Here is a 21,533-nt window from a genome sequence, read left to right as displayed (position 1 = left end):
CCCCTTCCTTTGCCGCAAAAAAGCATCCTTCTCATGAAGGATGCCATCATTGCCCTTTTGGCACAACTTCACAAACGGCGATTTGCGAGTCGCGGAAACATGAGGCGGCGACAGCAGCAATATCGTCAAGTGTAAGCGACGAGAGCGCCGGCAAAATATCAAATAAGCTCGCACCATAAAACGCATAGCGCGTAAACTGGTTGGCGATGTACTCCGGCGAATTGAGCGCGCGCAAAAAGGCGCCGATTTTTTTCTTTTTCACCCGCTCAATTTCCTCTTTTTGCACCTGTCCGGTGGAAAACGACCGCAGCACTTCCTGCACCTCTGCCGCGAGCCGCTCCGCATCTCTCGTGTCGCCGCCGACAAGGGCAAAGCCAAATTCACGCTCTTCCGTATAATCGTACATAAACGTATCGTCAATCAACCCTTCGCGGTACAGCCGTTCGTAATGCGGCGAGCTTTTGCCAAACAAGTAGTCGAGCAGCACGTGAAACGCGAGTTCATGCCGGAGTTTTTGTTCGCCGCTGTTTGGCACGGACGGCGCTTTAATGCCGACAAAACATTTATTCGTCTGCACATGCATGGGGATGATTTTTTTCTTTTCTGCGACATGGCCCGGTTCTTCGTACGTAAACCGTTTCACTTCCGGCGCCCGCGAAAACGATTTTTTCGCCTGATTATCGCGGATTTGCTGCATCACTTTTTGCTCGTCGACCGGACCGACGACAAACAACAGCATGTTGCCCGGATGATAAAACGTTTCGTAACATTCATACAGCAGCTCTTTTGTAATTTCGGCGATCGATTCAACCGTGCCGGCGATGTCGATTTTAACCGGATGGTTATGGTACATGCTTTCGATGGCGCCAAAGTAAACACGCCAGTCCGGATTGTCGTCGTACATGCGGATTTCTTGACCGATGATGCCTTTTTCTTTTTCGACTGTCTTGTCGGAAAAATACGGCGTCTGCACAAAGTCCATTAACGTTTCTAAGTTTTTCTCAATGTTGTCGGTGCTTGAAAACAAATAGGCGGTGCGGGTAAACGTCGTAAAGGCGTTCGCCGAAGCGCCTTGTTTGCTGAACTGCTGAAACACGTCACCGTCCTCTTTTTCAAACAACTTATGTTCCAAAAAATGGGCGATGCCATCCGGGACGCGTTTCATTTCCGTTTTTCCGAGCGGGACGAACTGGTTGTCGACGGAACCGTAGTTCGTCGTAAACGTTGCATACGTTTTATGAAACCCTTTTTTCGGCAAGATGTAAACATCAAGGCCGTTGTCCATTTTTTCATAAAACAGCGCTTCTTGCAGCGTTTCATACACCCGCTTTTCCATCTTCCGTCGCCCCCTCCATTCCGGTCAAAAAGTACACCGTATCGAGCACCACCTTTTCGGCGACGCGCACGACATCCTCGCGCGTCACACTGTCCGTGCCGGCAAGCCATTCGTTCAGCGGGCGTTTCCGCGTTGAGACGACGTTATGGTACAGCACTTCGACAAGCCCGCGCGGCGTATCGAGCGTCTCAAGCAACTGGTTGCGGATGACCGCTTTCGTTTGTGCCATTTCTTCATCCGTAAAATCACCGTTTTTCATCGCCTGCATTTGTTCGTCAATGATGCGGCGCGCCTTCTCGTAATTGGCCGGCTCAATGCCGGACATGACCATGAGCAGCCCTTTATGGCTTTCAAGCCTCGAGGCGGCATAATAGGCGAGGCTCGCTTTCTCGCGAACGTTGATGAACAACTTGGAATGGGAAAAACCGCCGAAAATGCCGTTAAACAGCTGCAAGGCGTAATAATCGTCATCTTCGTACGTCACGTTAGTCCGATAGCCGACGTTTAATTTTCCTTGTTTTACGTCTTGCCGCTCGATGACTTCGTTCACTTCCCCCCGCGCTTTGGCGGAAGCAAGCGGCGCCCGCGCCGGCTGCAGGCGGTCCGGTAAGGAGAAACGTTGCTTGACAGCGGCGAGCACCGCTTCCTCATCGACGTCGCCGATGACATACAAATCAAGCTCATCTTCAGCCAACGCCTGCTCGTAATACCGGTACAGCCGCTCCGCTGTAATGGTGTCAACATCCTCGAGCTCACCGTTTGGCGAGAGGGCGTACGGTTCACCTTTGCACATTTCTTGAACGAGGCGCATGCTCGCATAGCGCATTTTATCATCATATACCGCTTGAATGCGCTGGCTTAGCGCCCGTTTTTCCCGGGCGACGATGTCCTCAACAAACCGGCCGCCCTCGAGCACCGGGCGGAGCAAGAGATCGGCGAGCAGTTGAAGCGCTTTCTCTAGAAGCGGCGTTTGCTCCGGCAAAAACCGTTCATTCGCCACATCAATGCGGATCGTCATAATATGGTCTTCGCCTCTTTTAGTTAAATCGACGTTCAGCGTCGCCCCGTACAGCTCATCCAGGTAGGTGCGCAGCGCCTTGACGCTCGGGTAATCAGCCGTGCCGCTTTGCAAGACGTACGGAAGCAGCGCGCGCAGCGTCACCGTCTCCTTGGCAAGCGGCGCTTTCATTTTCCAAACGAGCGTATTCGTTTTGTACTTATCAGTCGAAATCGTATGGACACGAACCGGTCCAACCGCTGTCACTTTTTCATCGACCAATCAAACTCCTCCTTTTCCTTCAGAAAGTGGACGGTATGCTTATTGTGAGATGTCTTATCAACAATATACCTTTTGCCAAGCGGAAAATGCAAATAAATCCACCCCGCTTCCCGGCCGGAACAACAAAAAAACGGCTGCCCGTTTATTTACGGACAGCCCGTTTTCTTACCGTTTTCCTTTCACATATGGCGTGCCGGCCGCTTTCGGCGCTTCGGCGCGGCCAATGAAGCCGGCGAGCGCTAAAATCGTGAGCACATAAGGGGCAATAAGCAAGTAGACGGTCGGAACGTTTTGCAAAAATGGAATCGTTTGTCCGACGATGCTTAAACTTTGTGCCAACCCAAAAAACAGCGCCGCCCCCAGCGCGCCGATCGGATGCCATTTGCCAAAAATCATGGCCGCAAGCGCCATAAACCCGTGCCCGGAAATGGTGGCATGGCTGAAATCGCGGGAGATGATCGTCGCATACACCGCACCGCCCAGCCCGCCGAGCGCCCCGCTGATCATCACGGCAATATAGCGCATTTGCGTAACGTTAATCCCCATCGTATCAGCCGCCATCGGGTGCTCGCCGACGGCGCGCAGCCGGAGGCCAAACGGGGTTTTGTAAATGATGTACCAAGACAGAAACGCCAGCAAAACAGCGATATACGACGGCGCATATGCGTTGGAAAACAGCAGCGGACCAATGACCGGAATATCACTTAATATCGGTACATCAATTTTGTCAAATCCGACTTGAATTTGATCAGTTTGTCCTTTGCCGTACATTTTTTTCACTAAAAACAGTGACAAGCCAAGCGCCAAAAAGTTGATCGCCACTCCGCTGACGACTTGGTCGGCGCGAAACGTGACCGAAGCGACGGCATGCAACAAAGAAAACAATGCGCCGACCACGATGGCTGCTGCCAAGGCGAGCCATGGCGTCAATGAACCGAGCCGGTCGGCAAACGTTAGATTAAAGACAATGCCGACAAACGCACCGATGATCATCAGCCCTTCGAGCCCGATATTGACAACGCCGGACCGTTCGCTAAACACGCCGCCAAGCGCGGTGAAAATAAGGGGAGCAGCAAAGAAAATCGCTGTTGGAATAATCGTTTGCAACACGTCATATACGCTCACTTACTCCGCCCCCTTTTGCCAACGAGATAACAGCCAACGGATCATATAGCTCGATGCGACAAAGAAAATAATGAGCGCGATAATAATATCGACGAGTTCGGTTGGTACGCCGGCGCCTGACGGCATCTCCAGCGCCCCGACTTTCAAGGCGCCAAACAGCAAGGCGGAAAGCAAAATGCCAAACGCGTTGTTGCCGCCGATTAAAGCGACGGCGATGCCGTCAAATCCAAGGCCGGTAAACCCGGCTTTCGTCGAAATATTGCCGAACGTGCCGAGCCCTTCCATCGCCCCGGCCACGCCCGCAAACGCTCCGGAGATGACCATGGCTAAAATAATGTTGGCGCGCACGTTCATGCCAGCGTACTGTGAAGCATGCTGGTTGAATCCGACCGCCCGCAGCTCAAATCCTTTCGTCGTTCTTTCAAGCAAAAACCACATGACAAACGCAGCAGCAATGGCGATCAAAATGCCATAATGCACCGTCGAGTGATACGTAATGGCTTCCAAAAACTCCGATTGGAGCGAGGCACTCTCCTTGACCGGATCGGACTTGAAGCCCTCATCGGACAGCACGGAACGGATGATCGCGTTCGTCACGTGCAAAGCGATATAGTTCATCATAATCGTGATGATGACTTCATGCACTTTTACATACGCCTTTAGTACGCCCGGAATCAGCCCCCAAAGCGCCCCGGCGAGTGCAGCGGCCAAAATGGCAAGCGGCAAGTGGATGACCTTCGGCAAGTCAAACGACACCCCGACCCAAACGGCGGCGAGCCAGCCGACGATCAGCTGCCCTTCGACCCCGATGTTAAACAAGCCGGTGCGAAAGGCGAAAGCTACCGCCAGCCCCGTTAAAATATAAGGCGTCGTCTGGCGGATTGTTTCTCCGATGTAATACGCATCGCCAAACGCTCCGTATATGAGAGAGCCAAAGCCAGCGACCGGATTGTAGCCGCTTGCGAGCATGACGATCGAGCCGACGATCATGCCGAGCAGAACGGCCAACAGCGGAATCAAAAACTGCTGAAGACGATTCGACCTCATGACGACACACCTGCTTCCTTCCGTTTACTTCCGGCCATCAGCAGCCCGAGTTCCTGTTCCGTCGTTTCTTTCGGATCAACGATGGCGATAATCTTCCCCTCATAAATAACGGCGATCCGGTCGCTGACGTTCATCACTTCATCGAGTTCGAACGATACAAGCAACACCGCTTTCCCTTGATCACGCTGCTCAATGAGCCGCTTATGGATAAACTCAATCGCCCCGACATCAAGCCCCCTTGTCGGCTGAGCAGCGATCAATAAATCTGGGTTGCGGTCGATTTCACGGCCGATGATCGCTTTTTGCTGGTTGCCGCCGGATAACGCCCGTGCTTTCGTATACTCATCCGGTGTGCGAACATCAAATTCGCGAATGAGTTGGCGTGCTTTGTCATAGATCGCTTTAAAGTTCAGCACGCCCCGCTTCGAATATGGCGGCTTGTAATACGCTTGCAGCACCATGTTTTCACCGATCGGAAAATCGAGGACAAGCCCGTGCTTATGCCGGTCTTGCGGAATATGGCCGACGCCGGCTTCCATAATCCGGCGCGGTGATAAATTTGTAATATCGCGGCCATTGAGCTTCACCGTACCGGATTCCACTTTCAGAAGGCCGGTAACTGCTTCAATCAGCTCGGTTTGCCCGTTGCCGTCAACCCCGGCAATGCCGACGATCTCCCCGGCGCGCACCGTCAAACTCAGGCCGTTTACAGCAGGAATGCCGCGGGCATCTTTCACGACCAAATTCTCGATTTCAAGCACCGGCGCCTTTGGCTCAGCCGGCTTTTTCTCGGTCGTAAACTGCACCTCGCGGCCAACCATGAGCGCCGCCAGTTCGTTCGGATTCGTTTCGGCGACCTCAAGCGTCGCGATCCCTTTGCCGCGGCGGATAACGGTGACGCGGTCGCACACTTCCATAATTTCTTTGAGCTTGTGCGTAATTAAAATGATCGATTTTCCCTCGCGGACGAGCGTGCGCATAATTTCGATGAGCTCGCGGATTTCCTGCGGCGTCAGAACCGCTGTCGGTTCGTCAAAAATTAAAATGTCCGCGCCGCGATAGAGCGTCTTTAAAATTTCGACGCGCTGTTGCATACCGACGGAAATATCGGCAATTTTCGCTGTCGGATCCACCGCCAGCCCATACCGCTCCGACAGTTCACGCACTTCCTGTTCAGCCCGCTTGATGTCAATCGTTCCCGCCCGTGTCGGCTCACTGCCTAAAATGATGTTTTCCGTTACGGTAAACGTATCAACAAGCATAAAGTGTTGATGCACCATCCCGATGCCGAGGTCGTTGGCGACATTCGGGTCAGTGATGCGCACCGGTTTCCCTTTGACACGGATTTCGCCCCCATCCGGCTGATAGAGACCAAACAGCACGTTCATCAACGTCGATTTGCCGGCGCCGTTTTCACCAAGAAGGGCGTGAATTTCCCCCTTTTTCACCTGCAGTGTAATGTTGTCGTTGGCGACAAACGTGCCGAATACTTTGCGAATATTGAGCATTTCAATCACGTATTCCAAGTAATTCACTCCCTACTTCGGCAAGGTCAAAATCACAAAATGAGAGGCGGCAGCCAAACGGCCGCCCTTCATTTCATGATTTTGAAAAAGGCTAGCGGCGCGCACTAGCCTTTTTCCACTTTCATTATTTAACCGTTGCCGCAAATTGTTCGTACTCTTTCCGGCTCGACGGCACTTTCACATCACCATTGGCGATTTTTTCCTTCCATTCATCCACCGCTTTTAGCACATTGTCCGGGATGTTGTCTTGCGTCGGGGCAATGCCGACCCCGTTTTCCGGCAAGCCATACTCAATTGTTTGGCCGCCCGGGAAATCGCCAGCCTGCGCCCGTTTGGCGACATCATAAACAGCTACGTCGACTCGTTTGACCATCGAGGTGAGCGTCACATTGTACGTCTTGTCGCCGACTTTCACTTCTCCTTCCGGCGCTTGGTCTTTATCGACGCCGATGACCCAAATTTCGCGGTTCGGATCTTTCTTCTTCAAGTCTTTTGCTTCTGAAAAGACGCCGTTTCCGGTTCCTCCGGCCGCGTGGTAAATAATATCAATGCCGGAAGCGTACATGCTCGAGGCGATCGCCTTCCCTTTATCGGCTTGGTCAAACGCCCCGGCGTATTGCACTTCAACGGTCGCTTTCGGGTTGACCGCTTTGACACCGGCACGGAAGCCGCTTTCGAATTTCTCAATCAACGGAATTTCCATTCCGCCAACGAAGCCGATTTTATTCGTTTTCGTCATCAGCCCGGCCACAACGCCGACAAGAAACGACCCTTCATGCTCTTTAAACGTAATGCTGGCGACATTTGGGGCATCCACAACTGTATCCACAATAGCAAAGTGTTTTTTCGGATTTTGCTCCGCGACTTCTTTCACTGCATCCCCCATCAAATAGCCGATACCGTAAATCAAGTCAAAGTCGCTGCGCACAAGTTTGTTTAAGTTGGTTGGATAATCGGCGTCGCTCGTCGACTGCAAATAATCGTACCCGCCGCGTCCTTTTTCGAGGCCGTTATCTTTCCCGAACTTTTGCAGCCCTTCCCAAGCCGACTGGTTGAACGATCGGTCGTCGACGCCGCCTACGTCCGTGACCATGGCAACGCTGAACGTATCTTCTTGATTATTGCCTCCCGCGTTGCCGCCATCTTGGCCACAGGCGCTAAGCAGCGTGCCGGCGGCGAACAGAACGGAGAGTGCCCAGCCGAATCGCTTTTTCATGCTCCATTACCCCCTGCTTGAAAAATTTGTTCCTAATTAGTATGAAACTTCCGTTCTCTTTCTATGTACTGATTTCACCCCCTTAAAAACCGAACCGTTTCCGCATGACATGAAAGCTGAACTTGTCGGAGCGGAAGTAGTTCGTTGAATAAAAAATCGGTTCGTCATTTTTATCGAAATGCATTTGTTTGAGCACAAGCAAGGCCGTCTCCGGATCGCATTGCAAAATCGGCGACACTTTTTCGTGGTAGCCGAGCGGTTCAATGCGCGCAACGGCATAGGCAATATCGCGGTGTGCCTGATTGTGCAAGTTTTCAAACAGCGACTCATGCTCATACGAAATGCCTCTCGGCAAATATTTACATAAAATTTTATCAAGGCAATAGACGACCGGCTCCCCATCAGCGGTGCGCACCCGCTCGATCAGCAAAATCTCATCATCCGTCCGGCATTGAAAGCGGCGCATATCGTCTTCGGTCGGCTGTTGGATAGAGGAAGACAAAAAAATCGTGCCCGGTTTGCGCCCGGCTTGGCGGATCATGTCGGTGACGCTTGTGAGCTGCTCGATGCCGGACGTAAACAGCGGTCGGGCATTGACAAACGTCCCGACGCCATGGCGGCGGATGATGATATTTTCCTCCTCAAGCACCCGCAGCGCTTCCCGCAGCGTCGCCCGGCTGACGCCGAGCTGCTTGGCGAGCTCAAACTCGGATGGAAGCTTTTGCTTTTCTTTGTACACTCCAGTTTCGATATCGTGTTTAATGCGGTCAATGACTTGCAAATAAAGATGGCGACTGTCTGATTTGATTGACATGACAACGTCCTCCACGTTACGCATTTCCCATGAGATCAGACCTCTGACATTAGACATATAACCTTTTCGAGATTACTATAACATTTTTTACCCGGCAAATAAATAGGGATAATCCATTTTTGTCGAAAAAAAAGAAATATGACCGGCAGCGCTTCCAATATGCTATACTGTTGGACAGGCAGGTAAAAGGAACCTGCCTGTTTTCCTGTTTATGACGTCTTTTTGAAATCTTCTTTTGACCAAAGAACAGCGCGTGGCTTGCTTCCTTCATACGGGCCGACGACGCCGCGCTCTTCCATGGCGTCGATGAGGCGGGCAGCCCGGTTGTAGCCAATGCGGAAGCGGCGCTGCAACATCGACACAGAGGCACTTTGCATTTCGACGACAAGGCGGACGGCTTCTTCGTACAGATCATCCTCAAGTGCCGGAGAGTTCGCCTCGCCCTCTTGAACGATCATTTCCTCATAGTATTGCGCCTGTTGCTGGCTGATGACAAACTGAACGACCTCTTCGACTTCTTGGTCGGATACAAACGCCCCTTGGACGCGCACCGGCTTCGAGGCCCCCATCGGCAAAAACAGCATGTCGCCGCGGCCAAGCAGTTTTTCCGCCCCGCCCATATCCAAAATGGTGCGCGAATCGATTTGTGACGAGACGCTGAAGGCGATGCGCGACGGAATGTTTGCTTTGATGACGCCGGTAATGACATCGACCGACGGGCGCTGGGTGGCGATGATTAAGTGGATGCCGGCGGCGCGCGCCATTTGCGCTAGGCGGGTGATCGCCTCTTCAACATCCGAAGATGCCACCATCATTAGATCGGCCAGTTCGTCGATGATGACGACAATATACGGCAAAAGCGGCTGCTGTTCCGGCACCGCCTCGTTCTGTTGACGGATGTGTTCGTTATACCCTTCAATGTTGCGTGTGCCGGTATGGGAAAACAGCTCATAGCGCCGTTCCATTTCCTGCACGACTTTTTTCAGTGCCTGGGCTGCTTTTTTCGCATCGGTGACGACCGGCGTCAACAAATGAGGAATGCCGTTATAGACGCTCAACTCCACCATTTTCGGGTCGATCATCATCAGCTTGACCTCGTGTGGTTTCGTGCGCATAAGCAGGCTGACGATGATGCCGTTAATGCAGACGCTTTTGCCGCTCCCCGTAGCACCGGCGATCAATAAATGCGGCATTTTGTTCAGTTCAGCGGCGACCACTTCCCCGGAAATGTCGCGGCCAAGCGGGATCAACAGCTTTGCCTCAGGCCGCGTATGCTCGACGGCTTCCAACACTTCGCGCAACGAGACGGTGGCGATTTCTTCGTTCGGCACCTCAATGCCGATCGCTGATTTTCCGGGAATTGGAGCCTCGATGCGGATGTCTTTCGCCGCTAGGGCGAGCGCCAAATCATCGCTTAAACTGACGATTTTGCTAACTTTCACCCCGACGTCCGGGTATACTTCGTATTTCGTCACCGCCGGCCCGAGATGCACTTGCGTCACTTTCGCCTTGACGCCAAAGCTTTGGAACGTTTTCTCCAATTTGCGTGCGTTGGCGTAAATGTTGGCATGGTCAGCCGATTGTCCGGCCGGTTTCGGCAGGCTGAGAAGCTCAAGCGGCGGCAAATCATAGTTGGTGTTTTCATGCTCGGAAAACGCCAGCGGCGGCGCCGGTGCGTCCCCGTTCCCGCCATCGCCGCCTTCGATTGGCGGCTGTTTCTCCTCTTCCGGCTCGACCGCCGACCGGACGGCGGCAAAATCGGATATGATCGGCGGCGGCGAAAGCAGCTCGTCCTCCGATTCAGCAGCGCCGGCTTCACCCGGCTCATCTTCGGGCCGGGCGGCCGCCCGCCGCGAACGCCGGTTTCGTCCGGCGTTGGCCCGCCGCTTTCGTCCTGCCAACCATTGCCTCATATCCGCAACAAACGCTAGCCATTCCTGACGCATAAACGCCGCCGCCAAGACGATCAGTCTGCCAACCGTTTCACGCAGCGATTTTCCCGTCAGTACGATGAAGCCGACAACGAACAACAGAAAACAAATCCATTTCGTCCCAAGCGCATCAAACAGCTGGTAGCTGGCGGCAAACAACAAGGCGCCGACCATCCCGCCCCCCAAATCGACAGCGGCCTCCTTGCCATTCGCTTCGTTCCAAAACAGCGCCCATGTCGTGCGAATGACGCTTGGGTCGAGTTCACCGCGCCGCGACATGAGTTCAAACAGCTTCCCATGGCTTAACAACAAGAGCGCCGCTGCAATGACGGAGGCGCCGACAAACGGGCGGCTCGCCCATGACGGCCACTCCCGCTTCCACATCAGGATAAACGATAAAATGAATAAACCGCCCACTAATAGCATGTACCATTCGCCGAAAAAAAAGCGGCTGACGAGCACGAGCGTTTCCCCGACAAGCCCGAGACGGGCCATCGCCACAACGGCAACAGCCAACAGCCCGAGGCCGATCAATTCAAAACGGATCGCCTCCGTCCATGGCTGCTTCTTTGGCGGCTTTCCTTTTTTTTGTCGCTTTCGTTTCGCCATGATCGCTCACTCCAGCATGAATGAATTGGCAAGCCGGAAAAAAGCAGCCAACAATGGCTGCTTTTTTCTGTTTCCTTATTATTATAGCATGAACGGCCGCACAATTCATTACGATGTTGCTGCGGAAATTGAAAACCGCGCCCCGGGCGCATATTTGGCGTTTAAAAAATGGTAGGGATTTGTGCTTAAATTTTGCACGATTTCATATTCGCCCGTATCCACGATTTGGACGAGAAATGGAATGCCGTCGTAGTACACCATTTTTTGCTTTTCATATGCAGCCGCATCCGTTGGAAACATCAAGTGTTCCGGCATGACCGTATATAAAATCATTGGACTATCTTCCCTTCGCCGCCTTTTTTCATCTCGATCAACTGCCGCAGCTTCGCCATCGCCTGCGATACGCCGCCAACTTCATCGATCAGCCCGTACCGGACGGCGTCAGGTCCGACGACGTTCGTTCCGATGTCGCGCGTTAAATTTCCTTTCGAAAACATGAGCTCTTTAAATTTTTCTTCGCTAATATTGGAATGTTTCGTCACGAAACGGACGACGCGCTCCTGCATTTTATCCAAATACTCGAACGTTTGCGGCACACCGATGACAAGCCCGGTCAGACGGATCGGATGAATCGTCATCGTCGCAGTCTCGGTGATGAACGAGTGGCTGCACGAAACGGCGATCGGCACTCCGATCGAATGGCCCCCGCCAAGCACGACGGAAACGGTCGGTTTTGAGAGCGAAGCGAGCATTTCCGCAATGGCGAGCCCGGCTTCGACATCGCCGCCGACGGTGTTTAAAATGACGAGCAACCCTTCGATTTTCGGATTTTGCTCAATGGCGACAATTTGCGGAATGACGTGCTCATATTTCGTTGTCTTATTTTGCGGCGGCAGCTGGACATGGCCTTCAATTTGGCCGACGATCGTCAGACAGTGGATATTCGTATCCGGCTCTAGTTGCGGGACGTTCGTTTGCCCAAGCTGGGTAATGGCCGCGGTCGCCTCTTCTGTCTTCGTTTCGGCTTTTTCCTCCGTCTCTGCTTGGAAGTAACGCTCCTTCTCCATCCATTTCTTCTCCTTTCTGTTGATCATACGTTTAGTATGGTCGAAAGGAAAAAGAAAAATGCCGGCAACGGCTGACCGTTTCCAGCATTTCCCCCGTGGACTTTGAGCATGATTGCATTATACTTCCATAATAATGGGCAAAATCATCGGTTTTCGCTTCGTTTTCTCAAATAAAAACTGGCTTAACGCTTCGCGAATGTTCGCCTTTAACGATGACCATTCGAGCATGTACGACTCGAGGCAGCGCTCGATGATCGCCGCCACCATTTGTTCCGCTTCCTCAAGCAGTGTTTCGGCTTCACGCATGTAGACGAACCCGCGCGAAATGATTTCCGGCCCGGCGGCAATCGTTTTCGCTTCCTTGTTCAGCGTGACAACCGCGATCAAAATGCCATCCTGCGATAACAAACGTCTGTCGCGCAACACGATATTGCCGACATCGCCGATGCCAAGGCCGTCGATTAAAATGTTGCCGTATGGCACTTTGCCGCCAGGGCGGGCAGTGCCGTTGCGGAATTCGATCACTTCGCCTTTATCGAGCAAAAATGTCCGCTCTTCCGAGATGCCGACCGCCTTCGCCAGGCGGGCGTGCGCTTTTTGCATCCGATACTCCCCGTGCACCGGAATGAAATATTTCGGCTTCATGAAATTGAGCATTAACTTTAATTCTTCCTGGCAACCGTGCCCGGACACGTGCACTTGCCGATCGCGGTAAATGACGTTCGCCCCGGCGCGGTACAGGGCGTCGATCGTTTTCGCGAATCCCAGTTCATAGCCTGGCATGACGGAAGCCGCAACGATGACGGTGTCTCCTTCTTTAATATTGACCTGTTTATTGGCCTGCCGCGCCATGCGCCAAAGCGCGCTCATCGGCTCGCCATGCCCGCCGGTCGTCAAAACGACGAGCTCACGATCGCTGTAACGGTCCAGGTCATAGGCAGAAATTGTCACCTTGTCCGGAAGATGCAAATAGCCAAGGCGAACCGCAATATCCATGATTTTATGCAACGTTTTGCCGATTACCGCCACTTTGCGTCCGGATTGGTGGGCAGCGTAAAGCACTTGCTGGATGCGCGTAATGTTTGAAGCGTAGCAAGCGACAAACACGCGCCCTTTCGCATGGCCGATCACATCGGTGATCTCATGGGCGACGGCTGTATCGGAACCACTATATCCAGGGCGTTCAGCGTTCGTGCTGTCCGACAGCAGGCAGAGCACCCCTTGTTCGCCGATTTGCGCCATTTTCCCCAAGTCAGCGCGGTTGTTGCCGTACGGTGTTTGGTCAAACTTAAAATCGCTCGTGTATACAATCGCCCCTTGTGATGTATGCAGGCTGATGCCGATGGAATCGGGGATGCTGTGAATCGTGCGGAAAAACGTCACTTTGGCCTTATCAAACGACAATTCAGCGTCAGGATGAATCTCGTTCAGATTGGCGTTCGTGATGCCTTGTTCTTTTAAAATGGCTTCCACCAAACCGAGCGTCAGCTTCGTGCCGTACACTGGCGCAGACAGCTGCTTAAGCACATAGGCGATCGCCCCCATATGTTCCTCATGCCCGTGGGTGAGAAAGATCGCCTGAATGCGGTGCTGCCGTTCAATTAAATAAGCGATGTCCGGAATCACCTTGTCGATGCCAAGCATTTCATCTTCCGGATACATGACCCCGGCATCAAGGACAAAAATGTCCTCGTCCAATTCGACGACATACATGTTTTTACCGATTTCCCCGACTCCCCCGAGGGCGAAAATACGGATTTTTTCTACCGGCTTTATTTTGGATTTCAAGGCTGCGTCCTCCTAATTGTGATGCTAACCCGCTCAAAGTCACTTGCTTTTATTATAACGAATCGGCGCTGAAAAACACAAGATGGATCATCAGCCAGTCAATGGATTTCCCCGTTTGGACAAAAAAGCCCCAACGCCCGAATCGGCGTTGGGGTCAGGCAGCTGAACGCATGTGGTCATCAGCTATCAAGCAGACGGCTGAGCTCGCTCCGCTCTTGCTCGGTGAGCGGAACGAGGGGAAGACGCACCGGACCAATGTCTAGCCCGCGCATTTGCAAAGCGGTTTTCACCGGCACCGGGCTCGGCGCGGCGAACAATCCTTTCATGAGCGGCAGCCATTTCCGATGCAGCGCGGCGGCGGCTTGATGGTCGCCGGCTTGGAACGCACGGATCATTTGCTGCATTTCATTGCCGATGATGTGCGAAGCAACCGAAACGACGCCGGCGCCGCCGATCGCCAATACCGGGAGCGTCAAGCTGTCATCACCGCTATACAGCAGGAAATCGTCCGGAGTTCGCTCAATGATTTCCGCCATCGCTTCCAAGTTTCCACCCGCTTCCTTGACGGCAACGATGTTTGGAATCGCTGCAAGCCGGATGACGGTTTCAGGGGCGAGATTCACCGATGTGCGCCCCGGCACATTATACAGCATGACCGGAAGCGATGTGCTTTCGGCAATCGCTTTAAAATGCTGGTACAGCCCTTCCTGGTTGGGCTTGTTGTAATACGGGGCGACGAGCATGATGGCGTCGACGCCCGCCTCCTCCGCCCGCTTCGTCAGTTCAATCGACGCGCGCGTATCGTTCGTCCCCGTCCCGGCAATGACCGGCACACGGCCGTTGACGGCAGAAACGACGTGACGGAACAACGCAACTTTTTCCTCTGCCGTCAAGGTCGGCGATTCACCAGTCGTGCCGGCGACAACGAGCGCGTCGGTGCCGTTGTCGAGCAAATAGTTGACGAGCTCCGTCGTTTTCGCTAAATTCAAGTTTCCTTTCTGGTCAAATGGTGTAACCATCGCCGTTACGATGTTTCCGAACTGAACCACTGTTTTCACTCCTCGTTCCAAATCGCTTCATATCCGCCCGCCTCCGCTTCAGACAGACAAAAGGCGTCATGCAGGGCGTTGACCGCTTTTTCCATGTCACTCTCCCTCACTAGCACCCAAATCGTCGTATGGCTGTCGGCCGACTGCAAAATTCGAATGCCTTGCTCCGATAAAGCGGTGACAATTTTCGCCGTCACCCCCGGCACGCCGGCAATGCCGGCGCCGACGACCGACACTTTGGCGCAGCGGGGCGTCACCGCCGGCTCATAGCCGACGCGGCGCAAAGCGGCAATCGCTTTTTCCGTCATGTCGCCGCTTACTGTGTAAACGACGCCGTATGGCGAAATGTTGATAAAGTCGACGCTGATCCCTTCGTGGGCCATCGCTTGGAACACATCAGACTGCAGCTCATAGTGCCCCTCTTTCGCCAGCACTTTGATTTGTGTGACGTCGGCGACATACGTAATGCCGGTGACGAGCCGCTCTTTCACATCGCTTCCTTTTTGACCGCGAACCGATGAAGTGACAAGCGTCCCAGGCGCATCGGAATATGTCGAACGGACGCGCAACGGCACTTTCGCTTGCATGGCGATTTCTACTGCGCGCGGATGAATGACTTTCGCTCCTTGGTACGCCATATTGCAAATTTCCGTGTAAGTGACGACTTCTAGCGGCCGGGCGCTTTCGACGATGCGCGGGTCGGCGGTCATGACGCCGTCGACATCGGTGAAAATATCGACCCACTCGGCGTTTAAAGCAGCACCGAGCGCCGCTGCTGATGTATCGCTTCCGCCGCGGCCAAGCGTCGTGATGTCGCCGTTTTCCGCCACCCCTTGAAAGCCGGCAACGACGATGACATCGTATTGCTCGAGCGCCTCAAGCAGCCGGTCGCAGCGCATTTCGAGAATTTTCGCGTTCGTATGGTCGCCGTTCGTGCGGAATCCGGCTTGCGCGCCAGTGAACGCCGTCGCCTTAATGCCGTGTTCGTTCAGCAAGTTGCTAAATACGACGCTTGAAATAATTTCCCCGCACGCCATTAATAGATCTTGTTCGCGCTTTGTCACATGATGGCCGGCGCCGCCGATCAGGCTAAGAAGCGTATCGGTCGCATACGGATCGCCATAGCGGCCCATGGCCGAGACGACAACAACGACTTTGTAGCCGTCTTCAAGCGCCTTTTCAATATGGCGGCGCGCCAAGTTCCGCCCGCGCTCATCGCGGACGGACGTGCCGCCGAACTTTTGGACAATGATTTTCATGCTAACACCCCGATGCTTATTCAAATCAGCCCGAGCTTCAATAAACTTTCTGCAATTTGCACCGAGTTGGAGGCTGCTCCTTTTAATAAGTTGTCAGCAACGATCCATAGATGGAAGCCGCGGCGATTGTCGAGATCGCGGCGAATGCGGCCGACAAAGACGTCATACTTTCCGACGCAATTCGCCGGCATCGGATACAGCTGCTCGTTCGGGTCATCTTGCAAAACGACGCCCGGCGCTTCGCGAAGCACCGCCTGCAGATCGGCAGCGGTGACGCCGTCTCGTTCAATTTCGATGTACACCGATTCCGAGTGACCGCTCGCGACCGGGATGCGTACGCACGTCGCCGCGACGCTCAGCTCAGGCATATGCATAATTTTTTTCGTTTCATTAATCATTTTCATCTCTTCAAATGTAAAGCCATTGTCTTGGAACTTATCGATTTGCGGGATGGCGTTGAACGCAATTGGGTAATGTTTCCGATCCGATTTCACCGGCAAAATGTTGGCCTCAACCGGCTTGTTTTCAAGCACGGCCTTCGTCTGCGCACGCAGCTCTTCGATAGCCTGCGCCCCAGCCCCGGAAACAGCTTGGTACGTTGAAACGATGACGCGCTCTAAACCAAATGCCTTCCGGATCGGCTCCAACGCCACGACCATTTGAATCGTCGAGCAGTTCGGATTGGCGATAATGCCGTTGTGCCACGTCAAGTCGCTTTCATTCACTTCCGGGACGACAAGCGGCACATTTTCATCCATCCGAAACGCGCTCGTATTGTCGATGACGATCGCTCCGCGCCGGACCGCTTCCGGCGCCAATGCCTTCGATACCGCCCCGCCGGCGCTGAACAAGGCGATGTCCACCCCATCAAAACGCTCGGGCGCCGCCGCTTGCACCTCAATTTCCTCGCCGCGGAAACGCATTTTTTTGCCTGCCGAACGTTCCGATGATAACAGCGTTAATGTTCCGACCGGAAAGTTCCGGTCTTCGAGCGTCCGCACCATTTGTTGCCCGACTGCCCCCGTTGCTCCGACGACAGCAACATGATATTGTTTTTGAGCCATCAACCATTCTCCTTCCACATCGTCACTCTTAGAAGTGAATTCATAGTCTTTATTTTATCACATTCCGCTGTGGACGAGAGAAAATTTTTCTGCGCGGCGCCGATTTTCCGCGATGGCCTTTAATCATTGTAACGGAAGCGCTCGATCACGACCGGCTGCAGCTGTTTCCCCTCAAGGGCGGCGAGCACCGTATCGCGAAGAAGCGGCATGCGCGCTACCATCGAGTTCGGTTTCGCGTGTGGCGCGTCTTGGCCGAACGGAATGAAATAAATGTTTTTTGCCGCCATCAGCCGCATCAAGTTGACGCCGTTTAAACCGAGCGCATCGTTTGTCGAGATGCCGAGCACGACGGGGCGGTGGTTGCGCATCGTCGCCTTGGCGGCCATAAGCACCGGGGAATCGGTCATGGCATTCGCCAGCTTGCTCATCGAATTGCCGGTCAGCGGGGCGATGACCATGCAATCGAGCGGAATTTTCGGCCCGAGCGGTTCGGCCTTGACGATCGTGTCAATCACCTCGTTCCCGGTCAATTGCTCGAGTTTTTTCACCCACTCTTCCCCTTCACCGAACCGGGTGTTTGTCGTCTTCACCGTGTACGTGACGATTGGCAGCACCTCCGCCCCTTCATTGACGAGTTTTTCAATTTCCGGGAACACGGCGTCATACGTGCAGTGCGACCCGGTGAGGCCAAAGCCGATCCGTTTCCCTTTTAAGCTGTTTCCGCTCATCGCTTATTCTCCTCCCGTTTTTGTAAATCTTGATATAACAGTTGCGCAAGGACGTTGGCGATAATTTGCCCGGCCGTTTTCGGCGCCACTACCCCCGGCAGCCCGGGCGCCAAGATCGCTTTGACTCCGCGCTTTTCGGCGTAGCGGAAGTCGGTGCCGCCCGGCTTTGATGCCAAATCGATGATCAGCGTATGGGCCGGCATTTTGGCGATGACGCTCGCTGTCACGATCAAATGGGGCACGGTGTTAATGCAGACGTCAATATCGCGCACTTCTTTTTCCAAATCGTTCAAATGAAACGGCACGAGCCCCATTTCTGTAATGCGCGCGAGATGCTCCGACCGGCGCGCCCCGACTTTCACTTTCGCCCCTAGGGCGGCAAACGTCCGGGCAACGGTCATGCCGACGCGTCCTAACCCGAGGACGGCAACGTGCGAGCCGTGAATCGTAAAATCGGTATGCTGAATGACCATCATGATCGTTCCTTCGGCGGTCGGAATGGAGTTGTAAATGGCGACATCGTCGCGCTCAAACAGCTGGATATATTTGCGCCCGGTTTTTTTCATGAGTTCGTCTAAATACGAGTTGCTGATGCCGGAGTAAATGGTGCACCGTTTCGCTGTTTTTTGCACCATCTCTTCCGTAAACGGAATCGGCTCGTGGGAAAAGACGCTGTTTACCTTTCCGTCCAACGTCGTACCGTGAACCGGCAAAATGATCGCATCCAAGTCGGCCAAATCGACTTCGTCGATCGGCAGCTTCACCGCTCCGGTAAAATGGTGGGCGAGCTGATCAAAACCGACGAGCGATAACTTCGCATCGAGTTCGACGAGTTTGCGAATGACTTCAAGCTGCCGCGCATCGCCGCCGATAATGGCGACATGCATCCCTGTCAGCATCATGTTGTACGCTCACCTTCTTTATTGGCAAACTGCTCCGTTTCTTTTCCCATCTTATGTCGGGGGGAAAATATAGGTGAATATCCTTGACGGGAAAAATGGGCAATATATTCCGTTTCCGGCCGGCGGCAGTCATTTTTTTCTGTTTTGTTCCTTACAATAGAAATAAAGACGCGAAGAGGGGGAAACAAGCGTGAGGCTGAGCGAATTAAGCGGCAAAGAAATCGTCGATGTGAGGCGGGCGGAGCGGCTCGGGGTGCTCGGGCAAACCGATTTGGAAATCAACGAGCAAACCGGGCAAGTTGAGGCGCTGCTCATTCCGACCGGAAAATGGTTCGGGTTTCGCAAAGACGGACAAGAAATTCGCGTGCCGTGGAAATATATCCGCAAAATCGGCGCCGATATGGTGATGATCGACGTCCCTGAAGAAGGGTGATCGAGTAGGCTGTACAAAATAAAAAAGCTAACAACCTCACAAAGGTCGTTAGCTTTTTTATGCGCCGGTGGCGGCTAGGAGCGGAGCGGCTGCGGCAGCATACCGTCGGGACTGATGAGGGCGAGGGCATAGTCTTTCTCGAAAACTGCGCGCGCCAGCTCGTTCACTTTTTCAACCGTGACACTTTCGATCTCTTCGATAATTTCATCAAGCGATCGATGGCGGCCGAGAAGAAGCTCGTTTTTGCCGTTGCGGCTCATGCGGCTGTTTGTGCTTTCGAGCCCGAGCATCAAGCTTCCTTTCATTTGCTCTTTGCTGTTGCGGAGCTCTTTTTCCGTAATGCCGTCTTCTGTCAGCTGGCGCAGCGTCCGTTGGATCGTTTCAAACAAAACGTCGAGTTGGCCGCTTCCCGTGCCGGCGTAAATGGCGAGCAGGCCGCTGTCTTGGTAGGCGGAATGGTAGGAGAAGACCGAATATGCCAATCCGCGCTGTTCGCGCACTTCTTGAAACAGCCGGCTGCTCATGCTGCCGCCTAAAATGTTGTTTAAAATAAGGAGCGGGTACGCGTCCGGATGGCCGATCGGCAGCCCCCTGAATCCGATGCATACGTGCGCTTGCTCGGTGTCTTTTTTGCGCGCGAGCTTTTGCGGCACGAACGACGGCGTTCCCGAGGAGGCCGGCTTATTGGCGGCCGTAAACGAGCCGAAATAGCGTTCAATCTCCCCGATAAACCGCTCATCAACGTTGCCGGCAACCGAAACAACGACGCGGTCCGGCGTATAATAGTCGGCCATATATTGGCGCAGCGTGTCGCCGGTAAACGTGCGCAACGTCTCTTCCGTGCCTAAAATCGGGTAGCCGAGCGGGTGGTTTGCGTAGCATGCTTTGCCGAGCAAGTCATGGACGATGTCATCCGGCGTATCTTCATACATTTTGATTTCCTCAAGCACGACGTTGCGCTCTTTTTGCAGCTCATCCTCAACGAACGTTGAGTGGAAAAACATATCAGCGAGCATCTCAAGCGCCAGCGGTGCATGTTCATCGAGCACTTTCGCGTAATAGCACGTATACTCCTTGGATGTAAAAGCGTTCACTTGTCCGCCGATGCTGTCGAACGCTTCCGCAATGTCCCGGGCCGTGCGTGTGGTCGTCCCTTTAAAAAACATGTGTTCTAAGAAATGGGAAATGCCATTATTTTGTTCCGTCTCATTGCGCGAGCCTGTGCCGATCCATACGCCGATGGCCACCGATCTTACGGTCGGAATTTGCTCCAGCACGATTCGCACACCGTTTTTGCACGTATATTTGTTAATCAACTCCATGTTCCTCCTGTTTTTTTGCCAGTCTTTTCTCGTCGAATAAGGCCGTTAAGCTGCCGATGGCGTAGCCTTGGCGCTTAATCGAAACGATCAGCTCATCAAGCGCGGCCGCCGTCGGCATCGTTGGATGCATTAAAATCATGGCGCCGGGATGGACTTTCGATGTTACCCGTTTCACTATAACAGATGGCGACGGTTTTTGCCAATCAATTGTATCGACACTCCATAGAATCGTCTTCATGCCAAGATCAGCGGCAATTTCGACGACCTCGTCGCGATAGCTGCCGCTTGGCGGGGCGAACCACTTGCATTTGACCGCGGTCGCCGCTTTGATCACTTCGTTCGTTTTCTCGAGCTCGCGGCGGATGTTGTCGCTGCTGAGCGTTTTTAAATCCGGATGGCTGTAGGAATGATTGCCGATTTCATGGCCGGCGTCTGCTATCATTTTTGCCATCTCCGGGTGATTTTTTACCCATCGCCCTTCCAAAAAGAACGTCGCCTTGACATCATGCTTTTTCAACGTCTCGAGCATATCAGGGATATATTCTTCCCCCCAGGCGACATTGATCAAAAACGAGACCATCGGCTTGTCGGGATGGCCGCGGTAAATCGGCGCCGGCGGCAAATCGTCCAAATGGATGCGCGGCGGCACTTGGCGGAACACGAGTTTCTGCTCATCGAACGTCCCTGTTTTTTTCATGTTTTTATAGGAAGCGTCAATATCGACCGCGAGCCCGTTATAGCCGGGCGTCGCCTTCCATACTTTATCAATAACCGCATCTTGAGCGGGAATTTCGTATTGCTTTGCCTGTTTGGCGATCGTTTCGTACAACTTGTCACGTTCCTTCACAGCCGTCGTTTCCGCGGGGCGCCAGCTCTCGATGTAGTCGCCGACCGGCGGCCAATGAACCACCACCCAAGCGATGAGGAACATGACCGCTAACGCCATATAGCGAGCATAACCGTTGTTCACCCTTGTCCCCCTCCTTTTTTACTACTACAAATATGTAGCAGAGGGACACGTTAGAACATAACAAAAGA

At 53.5% G+C, this 21,533-nt stretch carries 19 protein-coding genes; 1 reads left to right on the top strand and 18 read right to left on the bottom strand.

All coding sequences use genetic code 11. The features are described 5' to 3' along the window. Positions 1-46: 46 nt before the first annotated feature. The 16 genes from yfmH to dpaA form a co-directional block, all read right to left on the bottom strand. Positions 47-1,336, bottom strand: coding sequence for an EF-P 5-aminopentanol modification-associated protein YfmH (gene yfmH / locus M493_RS06050; protein WP_020959413.1), 1,290 nt, complete (start codon positions 1,334-1,336; stop codon positions 47-49). Then, on the bottom strand, positions 1,317-2,615 hold the full coding sequence (yfmF, locus tag M493_RS06045; protein WP_020959412.1) for an EF-P 5-aminopentanol modification-associated protein YfmF: 1,299 nt from the start codon (positions 2,613-2,615) through the stop codon (positions 1,317-1,319). Before yfmF ends, yfmH begins: the two co-directional genes overlap by 20 nt. A 165-nt stretch (positions 2,616-2,780) precedes the next feature. Beyond that, positions 2,781-3,740 carry an ABC transporter permease gene (locus tag M493_RS06040; protein ID WP_020959411.1) on the bottom strand — a complete coding sequence of 320 codons (960 nt, stop codon included), beginning with the start codon at positions 3,738-3,740 and terminating at the stop codon, positions 2,781-2,783. Next, positions 3,741-4,787 carry an ABC transporter permease gene (locus M493_RS06035; RefSeq protein WP_020959410.1) on the bottom strand — a complete coding sequence of 349 codons (1,047 nt, stop codon included), beginning with the start codon at positions 4,785-4,787 and terminating at the stop codon, positions 3,741-3,743. It abuts the gene before it with no gap. Continuing rightward, positions 4,784-6,313, bottom strand: a complete 1,530-nt coding sequence (locus M493_RS06030; protein WP_020959409.1) for an ABC transporter ATP-binding protein — start codon at positions 6,311-6,313, stop codon at positions 4,784-4,786. Before M493_RS06030 ends, M493_RS06035 begins: the two co-directional genes overlap by 4 nt. Before the next feature lie 124 nt (positions 6,314-6,437). Beyond that, positions 6,438-7,529, bottom strand: coding sequence for a BMP family lipoprotein (locus M493_RS06025; RefSeq protein ID WP_020959408.1), 1,092 nt, complete (start codon positions 7,527-7,529; stop codon positions 6,438-6,440). Positions 7,530-7,611: 82 nt separating this feature from the next. Beyond that, positions 7,612-8,343: a GntR family transcriptional regulator gene (locus tag M493_RS06020; protein ID WP_020959407.1), complete on the bottom strand. Its 732-nt coding sequence runs from the start codon at positions 8,341-8,343 to the stop codon at positions 7,612-7,614. 209 nt (positions 8,344-8,552) lie between these two features. Beyond that, a complete protein-coding gene (locus M493_RS06015; RefSeq protein WP_020959406.1) occupies positions 8,553-10,883 on the bottom strand; it encodes an FtsK/SpoIIIE family DNA translocase in 2,331 nt (776 codons plus the stop codon). A 108-nt stretch (positions 10,884-10,991) separates the two neighbouring features. Then, entirely contained in the window at positions 10,992-11,216 is a 225-nt protein-coding gene (locus M493_RS06010) for a YlzJ-like family protein (protein WP_020959405.1), read from the bottom strand. Further along, positions 11,213-11,950 (bottom strand): ClpP family protease, encoded by a 738-nt coding sequence (locus M493_RS06005; RefSeq protein ID WP_020959404.1) that lies wholly within the window; start codon positions 11,948-11,950, stop codon positions 11,213-11,215. Before M493_RS06005 ends, M493_RS06010 begins: the two co-directional genes overlap by 4 nt. A 117-nt stretch (positions 11,951-12,067) precedes the next feature. After that, the gene (locus tag M493_RS06000; RefSeq protein WP_020959403.1) at positions 12,068-13,738 is read right to left on the bottom strand and encodes a ribonuclease J; all 1,671 of its coding nucleotides are present in this window, start codon (positions 13,736-13,738) and stop codon (positions 12,068-12,070) included. A 179-nt stretch (positions 13,739-13,917) separates the two neighbouring features. Next, the gene (gene dapA, locus M493_RS05995; protein ID WP_020959402.1) at positions 13,918-14,787 is read right to left on the bottom strand and encodes a 4-hydroxy-tetrahydrodipicolinate synthase; all 870 of its coding nucleotides are present in this window, start codon (positions 14,785-14,787) and stop codon (positions 13,918-13,920) included. A gap of 5 nt (positions 14,788-14,792) precedes the next feature. Beyond that, positions 14,793-16,046 carry an aspartate kinase gene (gene dapG / locus M493_RS05990; protein WP_020959401.1) on the bottom strand — a complete coding sequence of 418 codons (1,254 nt, stop codon included), beginning with the start codon at positions 16,044-16,046 and terminating at the stop codon, positions 14,793-14,795. 20 nt (positions 16,047-16,066) lie between these two features. Next, positions 16,067-17,110 (bottom strand): aspartate-semialdehyde dehydrogenase, encoded by a 1,044-nt coding sequence (gene asd, locus M493_RS05985; RefSeq protein WP_020959400.1) that lies wholly within the window; start codon positions 17,108-17,110, stop codon positions 16,067-16,069. Between the two features lie 119 nt (positions 17,111-17,229). After that, positions 17,230-17,838, bottom strand: coding sequence for a dipicolinate synthase subunit B (locus M493_RS05980; protein ID WP_020959399.1), 609 nt, complete (start codon positions 17,836-17,838; stop codon positions 17,230-17,232). Beyond that, positions 17,835-18,740, bottom strand: coding sequence for a dipicolinic acid synthetase subunit A (gene dpaA / locus M493_RS05975; RefSeq protein WP_020959398.1), 906 nt, complete (start codon positions 18,738-18,740; stop codon positions 17,835-17,837). Before dpaA ends, M493_RS05980 begins: the two co-directional genes overlap by 4 nt. 190 nt (positions 18,741-18,930) lie before the next feature. On the opposite strand from dpaA, the gene M493_RS05970 reads away from it, so the two are divergent. Beyond that, positions 18,931-19,173, top strand: a complete 243-nt coding sequence (locus tag M493_RS05970; protein ID WP_020959397.1) for a YlmC/YmxH family sporulation protein — start codon at positions 18,931-18,933, stop codon at positions 19,171-19,173. A 74-nt stretch (positions 19,174-19,247) separates the two neighbouring features. Here M493_RS05970 and M493_RS05965 read toward each other — a convergent pair whose 3' ends face one another. Together M493_RS05965 and M493_RS05960 are read right to left on the bottom strand one after the other, a co-directional pair. After that, positions 19,248-20,495, bottom strand: a complete 1,248-nt coding sequence (locus M493_RS05965) for a M16 family metallopeptidase (RefSeq protein ID WP_020959396.1) — start codon at positions 20,493-20,495, stop codon at positions 19,248-19,250. Next, entirely contained in the window at positions 20,482-21,465 is a 984-nt protein-coding gene (locus tag M493_RS05960; protein WP_020959395.1) for a polysaccharide deacetylase family protein, read from the bottom strand. The genes M493_RS05965 and M493_RS05960 overlap by 14 nt, the downstream gene beginning before the upstream one ends. Positions 21,466-21,533 lie beyond the last annotated feature (68 nt).

This window comes from Geobacillus genomosp. 3, assembly GCF_000445995.2.
Taxonomy (GTDB): Bacteria; Bacillota; Bacilli; order Bacillales; family Anoxybacillaceae; genus Geobacillus.
This window is presented reverse-complemented; position numbering and strand designations above follow the sequence as displayed.